Source organism: Marinobacterium lacunae, from assembly GCF_000705555.1.
GTDB classification, from domain to species: domain Bacteria; phylum Pseudomonadota; class Gammaproteobacteria; order Pseudomonadales; family Balneatricaceae; genus Marinobacterium_D; species Marinobacterium_D lacunae.
In genome coordinates this window covers 68235-77875 of record NZ_JMQN01000059.1, presented here as the reverse complement: position 1 = coordinate 77875, position 9641 = coordinate 68235, and the positions used below count along the sequence as shown (strand labels likewise).

Sequence of the window (9641 nt, the reverse complement as noted above, 5' to 3'; positions counted from 1 at the left end):
CATTCAACATTGCACTATTGTGACAGCATGAGACCGAGCGCTGCATTTAACTCCTTGTACAGAAAGACCTTTTCTCAGTAGACTTTCCCATATTCAGGACTTGATAGCAGGAATGCCCCAATGGCGAGAGTACGTGTAACCCGGAGTCTTACGATCCCAGACACTCTTGCTGTAAGCCGCTATCGGAAGATACCTGAGCTTGGCCCACGCATTCTGTTTTTCAGCGGCGGATCAGCCCTTACGGGTCTCTCGCGCACACTGAAGAACTACACGCATAACTCAATCCATCTGGTCACGCCGTTCGATTCCGGCGGCAGTTCGGCAAAGCTTCGCGACGCATTCGGTATGCCGGCGATTGGCGATCTTCGCAGCCGACTGATGGCGCTGGCGGACGAGAGCGTACTCGGCCACCCTGAGGTGTTCGAGCTGTTTACCTACCGCCTGCCCGGCAATCAGCCAAACACGGTGTTGCGTGAGCGACTGCACGCCATGGCAACGGGCAAAGACCCGCTGGTCGCCGCCATCGTAAACCCCATGCGCCGCCTGATCTGCAACCACCTCGGGTTCTTCCTTGAAGCAATGCCGCGGGATTTCGACCTGTCAGGGGCCAGTATCGGCAACCTGATCCTGGCCGGTGGCTACATCAATAACCACCGGGATCTTGAGCCGATCCTTTTCCTGTTCTCTAAACTGGTCAACGTTCAGGGCACGGTGCGCGCCATCGTCAACGACGACCTTCACCTGAGGGCACAGTTGGCCGATGGCACGACAGTGGTCGGCCAGCATCTGATCACCGGGAAAGAGGCCCCGCCCCTGACCTCGCCCATCGTATCGCTGAGCCTGTGCGAGTCACTTGCGGAGCCAGTCGATGCCACCACACAGGTGCGCAAGCGCAACCGCAAGCTGATCCAGCAGGCCGACCTTATCTGCTATCCGCAGGGCAGCTTCTATTCAAGCCTTATCGCTAATCTGCTGCCGGAAGGTGTCGGGCGATCGATCGCCCGCAACGATTGCCCGAAAGTGTACATACCCAATCAGGGTAGCGACCCGGAGCAATTGGGCATGACGCTGGAGGATTGCATCACCACCCTGCTCGATTACCTGAAACGGGATGAAGCCGGCGGGCTGAAAGTAAGCGATCTGCTTAACTTTGTTCTGATCGACAGCAAATGTGGCCACTACCCCGGCGGCATACCCTACCGGCTGTTCGATTCGTTAGGTATTCAGGTGATCGACCTGCGCTTTATCGATAGAACCAAAGAGGGCCGGTACGATAACGAGCGTCTGGTCACCACGCTGCTATCCCTTAGCTAACTCCATCACTGCAAGCGGGATGGGTCGGCTGCGAATAGCGAAAATGGCTCTGAAACACCCCACTCCAGCGCTTCGCAGCCCACATGGATCAGGTGCAGCACCTGATGCAGCTCGGGATAGGTCAGTACGCTGACAGCCTCAATCTCATCCGGCGCATCTTGGCTGTAAAAACGCAGCCGGTAGCGCCCATCCTTGAAGCTAAAATCGACCCGATGCAGCAGTTCCGGTGTTGTGCCATCGCTCGGGATCGCCTGATTGCTCGCCTGCATCGCGGCCTTGGCCTGCTCATGCTCGAACTGGGCCGTTGCGCCTTTAAACTCCGCCGGGCTTTCGCTCACGCGGCGTGAGGTTTTCTGGACAAGCTGATCGCCCGCGTCGAGCAACAGTTTGGCCAGACGACGGGTGATCCAGAAATCAATTCGAGGCTGGCCATTATCCAGATTGCCGACCAGGCGGATGCGATCCTCCATTCGGTCGAACTGAAAGGTAAACGCACCGATATTCACCATAACAACAGTCTTAATCCTTTATCCGCAAAAGTCGGCGGCCCTGTATCAGGGCTGCTCAAGAGTCGTGGAGTTTCGATCCAGCTCCAGCTGGGCCCGCTCAACAAGCTCAGGGGGTAGCTCTTTCTGTACAGCCACGCCCAGATCCTTGAACTCGGCCGCCTGCTTGATCAGGTTGCCCCGCCCATCGGCCAGCTGACCTAGCGCCTTGTCGTAGCTGCCACGCGCCAAATCAAGTTTCTTGCCCACATCCAGCATGCTGGTGAGGAAGGCATTGAGTTTGCGATAGAACTTGTCGGCGCGGTCGGCCAGCTCGGCCGTGTGCTTGCTCTGATCCTCAAAGCGCCATAGCTGTCTGACGATATTGAGGCTGGTCAGCAAGGTGGTCGGTGTCGCCACCAGCACATGGCGCTCAATCGCCCGCTGATACAGCGTGTCGTCGTATTTCAGCGCCTCGACATAGGCGGACTCGATCGGGATAAACATAATCACGATCTCGGGCGAATTAAGGCCGGGGAGTCGATAGTAGTCCCGATCGGCAAGCTCGTTGATGCGATCACGCACAGCCTGCGTATGGTCAGCCAGCGCCGCCATGCGTTCGCTTTCATCCTCGGCATTCACATAGCGCGTATACGCCATGAGTGACGTCTTGGCATCGATAATCAGATGTTTTTGCTGCGGCAGGAATATCACCGCATCCGGACGCTGGCGCCCCTCTTCGGTGGTTATGCTCATCTCGCGCTGGTAGTCATCGCCCGGGCGCAGACCCGACTTTTCCAGCACGTTTTCGAGCATCAGCTCACCCCAGTTGCCCTGCATTTTTTTCTGCCCCTGCAGCGCCGTGGTGAGCTTGTGTGCCTGATCGGTTATATCGCGGTTGAGCTTCTGCAGGTTTTCCAGCTCTGTCTTGAGCTGGATTCGTTGTGCCGTTTCCTGCTCATGTATACGTTCAACTTTCTCCTTGAACCCCTTCATTTCACTATGAATTGGATTAAGAAGCGCGCTCAGGCTTGTCTGGTTCAGTTCGGTGAACGCCTTGCCTTTGCGCTCCAGGATTTCACCGGCGAGCACCTCAAACTCTTTCTTCAGTAGTTCGCGACTCTGCTCAAGCTGGCGCATCTGCGCTTCGAAATGCTCCTGCTTTTGCGCCAGCGTGGTGCGCAACTCTGTATGTGCAGACTCAAGCTCAAAATGCTCATTACGCAGACTGTCGAGCAGTTGCTCGGTATGCTGGAGCCGTTGCTGACGCTCAGCCAGTCGCTCATTAAGCTGGTCACGACGCTCGACAGCGGCGGCAAGTTCCGAGCGACTCTGCTGAAGCTCTGCAGCTTGCTGTTCGATACGCTCTCGCTGCTGCATATACTGGCTACGTATCTCGGCGCCCTGCTCTTCGATATGCTCAAGGCGCGTTTCAAGCCTCTGCTTCTCGATGGCGATTGTAGAAAGCTCCGAACGCGCCTTTTCGAATTGATCGCGCAACAAGGAGGTCTCCTGCTGAGATCGGGCAGCCTCTGTAATCGCTGCATCTGCGCGGGCGGTTTCGGTATTAAGTGCGCGTTGCGCTCGGAGACTTGCAAGCCCCCAGGCAGACAGAAAGGATAGAGGGAGCGCTATCGCCAGCAGCAAAAGGGTGTCGTTCGTCATTCATCTGTATCCACGATTTGGCACAACAAGGCGCAAATCATAGTGCAGATAGAGCAACAACAACACCTCGGATCATGATCCGAGCGCTTCAAGCAGGGGCAGCCTGATACCCGAAATCCAAAATATTACTTTATACGTACTATGTATTTTTAATACCTTCGCGCTCGGTCAGCTTGACATTAATGCGCCAAAACGGGGCGCCTGTTTCTGAATTACGCCCCAAGGCCTAACACTCACCTCGCCAAACCGGCGACATACAGCTTTACAAAAAGCCGATATCCTTTTGTTTTAAAATGAATTAATGATGCCAAAAACCCCAAGCTGACCAATTGGTCAGATTATTGCTTCCCAAAGGGCGTTATCTCAATCGCGGACGCTGCTGACTTTTCATGTCCACTCTGTCCGGATTTGATATTTACTTAACAGTGCACGCACCTACAGGAGAAAGGTAATGTCCGACAATCCCACTAACTCAGAGCTGCTCTACCCGTTAGAGTCTCGCCCCGGGTTTACAGAATCACTGTTCGCGGCGCTCCAGCACGTCCTCGCAAGCTTTGTCGGCATCATTACCCCAACACTGATTATCGGCGGTGTACTGGGGCTTGGTGACGAAGTGCCCTACCTCATCAGCATGTCGCTAGTGGTGTCCGGGGTCGGGACGCTTATACAGGCGCGTAAGCCCTTTGGGGTAGGGGCGGGGATGATCTGCGTTCAGGGCACTAGCTTTGCGTTTCTAAGCTCGGTGCTGGCAGCCGGCTTCATCGCCAAAGCCAAAGGCGGCGGACCCGAGGAGATATTGTCGCTTATCTTCGGTGTCTGCTTTCTGGGCGCGTTCGTTGAGATGTTCTTGAGTCAGTTCATTCACAAGCTTCAGCGGGTCATAACCCCACTGGTCACCGGCATCGTGATCACCATTATTGGCATCAGTCTGATCAAGGTGGGGATGACTGACCTCGCCGGTGGCTTCAACGCGCCCGATTTCGGTAGCGGTATCAACCTGCTGCTTGGGTTTGGCGTACTGCTCACCATTATTGTGCTGAACCGCTCAGCCAATCCCTGGGTGCGTCTTTCTTCCATTATCGCGGGGCTCGGCGTTGGCTTTGTAGCGGCATTCCTGCTGGGTAAGGTCAGCTTTGCCGGCATAAGCGCCCCGTGGATGACTTTTCCGCTACCGTTCAAGTACGGTTTTGATTTCGATTGGGGCGCTTTCCTGCCGATCGCGCTTATCTACCTGATCACCGCGATAGAATCGACGGGCGACCTGACCGCCAACTCGATGATTTCAAGAGAGCCGGTAAAAGGGCCAATCTATATCGCCCGCATCAGGGGCGGCGTTCTGGGTGATGGCTTCAACTCGGCTCTTGCCGCCGTATTCAACACCTTTCCCAACACCACCTTCAGTCAGAACAACGGTGTCATCCAGCTAACTGGCGTGGCCAGCCGCCATGTCGGGTATTACATTGGCGCCATTCTGGTGATTCTTGGCCTCTTCCCGATTATCGGCGCGGTTCTGCAGCAGATCCCGAAACCCGTACTGGGCGGCGCCACGCTGGTGATGTTCGGCACGGTTGCCGCGGCCGGGGTCAAGATTCTGGCAACTGAGCAGCTTGATCGTCGTAAAATGCTGATTATGGCAGTCTCCTTTGGGATTGGCCTTGGCGTTATTCTCGCGCCGGAGCCACTGGCCCAGATGCCCAAGCTTGTGCAAAACATTTTTGGCTCACCCATCACCAGTGGCGGCATTGCCGCGATACTGCTGACTCTGCTGCTGCCAGAACCCAAGGACGCCAAAGCGTCAGAGTCTTATTCAACCCATCATAAAGAGGCATAAGCTCATAACCAAAACGGTCATCTCCGGGTGGCCATTTTGCGTATAATGCCCCACAGTCAATAAGTGAACGCCTGCAAAGGCGTTCGTCGTCTTTTTGCTAGATGGGTTATCCGGAGCGAGTATCAAATGCTGTTCAAAATCGATGCTGAAACTAGCACCCGACCGGCCGGTCGCATTCGACAGAAAAATGAGTCGATCATTCTGCGTGCGGCAGAGATCGAATTTGCGTCCTCGGGATATAAAGGGGCCAGCATGAACGATATCGCTCAGCGCGCGGGCCTACCCAAGGCGAATATCCATTACTACTTCAAGAACAAACTGGGCCTCTACATGGCGGTGATCAGTGACATCATCGCCCTGTGGGACAGTACGTTGAACGCGATCACGCCAGAGGATGATCCCGGCGAGGTGCTTTCACGCTACATCGCGCGTAAGGTGTGCTTCTCTGTCGAAAACCCCCTCGCCTCCAGAATCTTTGCCGCCGAGCTGGTCAATGGCGCGCCCAACATGAAAGAGTATTTCCGCGAAGACTACGCCCAGTGGTTTAGAGGACGGACTGACGTATTCGGTGCATGGGTGTCACAGGGCAAAATAGACCCGGAAGTTACACCAGAGCACCTCATCTTCCTGTTGTGGTCTTCAACCCAGCATTACGCGGACTTCGCGGTACAGATCAAGGCGGCACTGGGCAAGGACGAGCTTGACGAGCAGGACTACCTCAACGCGACCGCCACCCTCACCCATATCATTCTCAAGGGCTGCGGAATCTCAAGATGATGCGCAAGATCTATCTGGCAGGCCCCGATGTGTTCCGCCGCGACGCCAAGGCGCTGGGACAGGCGAAAGCCGATATATGCGCCGAGTTCGGGTTCGAGGGGTTATTCCCGCTGGACAGCAATGTGGATTTGACCGGACTGAGTCCTTTCCAATCCGGTGTCGCGATCTACAACGCCGATATCGACCTGATGAATCGATGCGACCTCATCGTCGCCAACATGACGCCGTTTCGCGGGCCCGGCATTGATGGCGGAACTGCGTTCGAAATGGGCTACATGCGCGCGCAAGGCAAGCCTGTTTGGGGGTATACCCTCGACACCCGGGACTATGGTGACAGAGTCGAGCACGCCGAGCCCGGCTGGGATCACGACGACCAGCACATCGAAGCCTTCGGCATGAGCGATAACCTGATGATGGTGGGGGCAATTGCAGAAAGCGGCGGCTCACTGCTGCGCGTCGAAGGCGACCCCAAGCGGATGGAGGATCACCTTCGCGCATTCAGAGCGGTTATCGAGGCACTCTCAAGCCTTTAACCGGCGTTTTTGCTGCGCTGCTGTGCGATCCAATCACCGAGCAGCGCCCGCTCCTCGTCCGTCATGCCCGTCTTGTTCATGAACGGCATATCGTGGGTCAGTACCGCCCGCGCCTCGATTCTGTCCATCATGCGGCGTATCTGTTCGGCAGAGTCAAATACCACGCCTGATGGCGCAACGGTAAACACATCATCACTGGGCGTTGCACTGTGACAGGCAGTACAGCGCGCCTGCACCAGCTTAACCACCTGCTGATCAGACAGCCCCCCTCTCTCCACCGCAGTGCGCTGTATCGGCGCAGGCCGCACGATCACCACCAGCACACAAAACGCGATAAATGCCGAGATCAAAACCCAGGGCCTGATAATGCCCTGATGCCGCAGGTTGAAGAAGTGTCGTGCCCAGGCCCCAATAAGCGCCATAGCGCCCAGTATCAGCCAGCCATACTGATGGCCGTAGGTCATCGGGTAATGGTTACTGAGCATGATGAACAGTACCGGCAGCGTGGCGTAGTTGTTGTGTGTTGAACGCAGCTTTGCCATTAATGCAGGCTTTGGATCGGGCTCGACACCCCGTTTAACAGCATCAACCAGGCCTCGTTGTGCAGGCATAATCCCCAGAAGCACATTGCCAGCCATGCAGGTGCCTATCAACGCCCCCACGTGAATATAGGCGGCACGGTCGCCGACAAGCTGACTCAGCCCCCAGGCGATCAGCGTAATCAACGCAAGCATGACGCCACCAAACAGGCGGCCGTTGTTAACCAAAGGCGAGCGCACGGCAGCTTCATAAATGGCAAACCCACCGACGAGCGTGCCGACCCCTATCGCTATTGCCTGCCACTGGGTGAGATCTGCTTTGGATGGGTCGATCAGATAGCTGTTAGCCCCCACGTAATAGAGCAACGTTAACAACAGCGCACCGGTAATCCAGGTGGAGTACGCCTCCCACTTGAACCAGTGCAGATGCTTGGGCATAGACTCGGGGGCAAGGCGGTACTTGGCGATTTCATAGAACCCACCGCCATGAATCGACCAGAGATCCCCCTTGATGCCTTTGTCCTGCTTCCATTTGGGTGGCTCTTCAAGCGAATTGTCGAGCCAGACAAAGTAAAAGGACGCCCCGATCCAGGCGATCGCCGTTACGACGTGAAGGAATCGTAGAAGCAGATTGAGCCAGTCTGTCAGGTACGCGATCAGTTGAGCATCCATCACACGGCTCTCCTTTTGTGTATCGCCTCACCCATCACCCAGGTGGTATCGACGACACGATCGTCACCGAGCGTATTGAGCACAAATAGGGTTTCAAACAGCGTTTTGCATTGTCCGGTACGGAACTTCAGCAGCTCGGTTGCGTGCAGATCAAGGGCCACGAAGTCAGCCTCACGTCCCCGCTGAAAGCTACCGACCTTGTCTTCAATATCCAGCGCCCGTGCGCCGCCCAGCGTCGCCAGATACAACGCCCTGAACGGATCGAGCTTGCGCCCGCGCAGCTGCTGAATCTTGTAGGCATCAGCGAGTGTTTGCAGCATAGAGAAGCTGGTACCGCCCCCTACATCGGTACCGATGCCAACACTTACGCCCTGCTCGGTCAGCCTGTCCAGCTCGAAAAGTCCCGAGCCCAGAAAGAGGTTTGAGCTCGGGCAGTGTGCAATGGATGCGCCTGTCTCACTCAAGCGCTTGCAGCTGTCGTCGCAGAGGTGGATACCATGGGCGAAAACACTGCGTCGCGACATCAACCCGGCCCGGTCGTATACATCGAGATAGTGCCGGGCCTCAGGGAACAGCTCGGCCACCCATTGACACTCTTCGGTGTTCTCGGCCAGGTGGGTATGCATATACACGCCCGGATACTCGCACAGCAGCTTTCCGGCCAGCTGCAGCTGTTCATCGCTGCTCGTCGGTGCAAATCGTGGCGTCACGGCATATTGCAGCCGGTCGACCCCATGCCATCGTTCTATAAGCGCCTTGCTCTGCTCATAACTCTGCTGCGCCTCGTCACAGATATAATCCGGCGCGTTGCGATCCATCATCACCTTTCCGGCGATCATGCGCAGGTTGCGCTGTTGCGCTTCGGCGAAAAACGCATCAACCGACTCGGGGTGAACGCTGCCGAATACCAGTGCGGTGGTCGTACCGTTTCGCGCCAGTTCATCCAGGAAGAATGAGGCGATCTGGCGGGCATACTCTGAATCGCCAAACTTGCTCTCGACCGGAAAGGTGTAGGTTTCCAGCCACTCAAGCAATCGCTCACCATAGGCGGCAATCATCTCTGTTTGCGGGTAATGGATATGCGTATCGATGAACCCGGGGATCACCAGATGGTGATCGAAATGCTCTATCTCGACGCCGCTTGGTAGTTGTAGCAACACCTCGGCCGCGTCGCCCGCCATGCGAATCAGGCCATCTTCAATCCAGAGAATGCCGTCCGCATGATAGATCCACGCCGAATCACCCGCCGTGGCCGGATCATCAACAAAATAGAGCAGTTGGGAGCGTATCGCTTTCACACTGCTCATCGTGCTGTGCTCTCTTCGCAATCACTCAAATCCACCGTGATCGGCTCGACCAGTGTCACTTCATCGCAGTTATCGCCTTTTCCGCTGCGGTCGATGACAAGGAAATCGCTGACCGCGTTCAGCGCCAAACAGAAGTGATGCCAGGTTCCGCGATGGTAATTAACGCCCTGTCCGGGCTTAACGATAAACAGCCGGATCTTTGAAGCATCAAACTCACCAGCCGGCGCTACGGCAACCAGGTAGGGTTGATTGCCCATGGGAATGAACGCCTGGGACGACAACGGGTGCCGCTCCATAACGTTGAGCGTTACAGGCTGGGGAAGTGGTGTTGAGCGAAAGATGCTTACAATGGGGCGCCCCTCCTGCTCAAGCAGATCAAGGCTCGCTAGATCGTGGTGACGCTCGGTATAGCCGTAGTTGATCGCGATGGGATCGGACCCGGTTTCGATGAGATCGCCAAAGGGCGTGAACTGCTCAGCACTTATTGGAACGGGTTTAAGTATCATTGCTATCTCTTT

General features: G+C 56.0%; 9 protein-coding genes. 4 read left to right on the top strand and 5 right to left on the bottom strand.

The genetic code is table 11. The features are described 5' to 3' along the window. Positions 1-120: 120 nt before the first annotated feature. Positions 121-1314 (top strand): GAK system CofD-like protein, encoded by a 1194-nt coding sequence (locus ADIMK_RS19905; protein WP_036191918.1) that lies wholly within the window; start codon positions 121-123, stop codon positions 1312-1314. Positions 1315-1319: 5 nt separating this feature from the next. Here ADIMK_RS19905 and ADIMK_RS19900 read toward each other — a convergent pair whose 3' ends face one another. Continuing rightward, positions 1320-1823, bottom strand: coding sequence for a hypothetical protein (locus ADIMK_RS19900; protein ID WP_036191915.1), 504 nt, complete (start codon positions 1821-1823; stop codon positions 1320-1322). 45 nt (positions 1824-1868) lie between these two features. Beyond that, a complete protein-coding gene (locus ADIMK_RS19895) occupies positions 1869-3464 on the bottom strand; it encodes a DNA recombination protein RmuC (RefSeq protein WP_036191911.1) in 1596 nt (531 codons plus the stop codon). 451 nt (positions 3465-3915) lie between these two features. On the opposite strand from ADIMK_RS19895, the gene ADIMK_RS19890 reads away from it, so the two are divergent. From ADIMK_RS19890 to ADIMK_RS19880, 3 genes are all read left to right on the top strand, one after another. Then, positions 3916-5295, top strand: coding sequence for a nucleobase:cation symporter-2 family protein (locus ADIMK_RS19890; RefSeq protein ID WP_036191908.1), 1380 nt, complete (start codon positions 3916-3918; stop codon positions 5293-5295). Between the two features lie 126 nt (positions 5296-5421). Continuing rightward, positions 5422-6072, top strand: coding sequence for a TetR/AcrR family transcriptional regulator (locus ADIMK_RS19885; RefSeq protein ID WP_036191905.1), 651 nt, complete (start codon positions 5422-5424; stop codon positions 6070-6072). Continuing rightward, entirely contained in the window at positions 6069-6605 is a 537-nt protein-coding gene (locus tag ADIMK_RS19880) for a nucleoside 2-deoxyribosyltransferase (RefSeq protein WP_051693164.1), read from the top strand. The genes ADIMK_RS19885 and ADIMK_RS19880 overlap by 4 nt, the downstream gene beginning before the upstream one ends. Here the strand turns inward: ADIMK_RS19880 and ADIMK_RS19875 are convergent. The 3 genes from ADIMK_RS19875 to ADIMK_RS19865 are packed head-to-tail and all read right to left on the bottom strand — an operon-like array spanning position 6602 to position 9629. After that, entirely contained in the window at positions 6602-7816 is a 1215-nt protein-coding gene (locus ADIMK_RS19875) for a urate hydroxylase PuuD (protein WP_036191902.1), read from the bottom strand. The genes ADIMK_RS19880 and ADIMK_RS19875 overlap by 4 nt on opposite strands. Further along, positions 7816-9123, bottom strand: coding sequence for a guanine deaminase (guaD, locus tag ADIMK_RS19870; protein ID WP_036191900.1), 1308 nt, complete (start codon positions 9121-9123; stop codon positions 7816-7818). The genes ADIMK_RS19875 and guaD overlap by 1 nt, the downstream gene beginning before the upstream one ends. Next, the gene (locus ADIMK_RS19865) at positions 9120-9629 is read right to left on the bottom strand and encodes an ureidoglycolate lyase (RefSeq protein ID WP_036191897.1); all 510 of its coding nucleotides are present in this window, start codon (positions 9627-9629) and stop codon (positions 9120-9122) included. The genes guaD and ADIMK_RS19865 overlap by 4 nt, the downstream gene beginning before the upstream one ends. Positions 9630-9641: the final 12 nt, after the last annotated feature.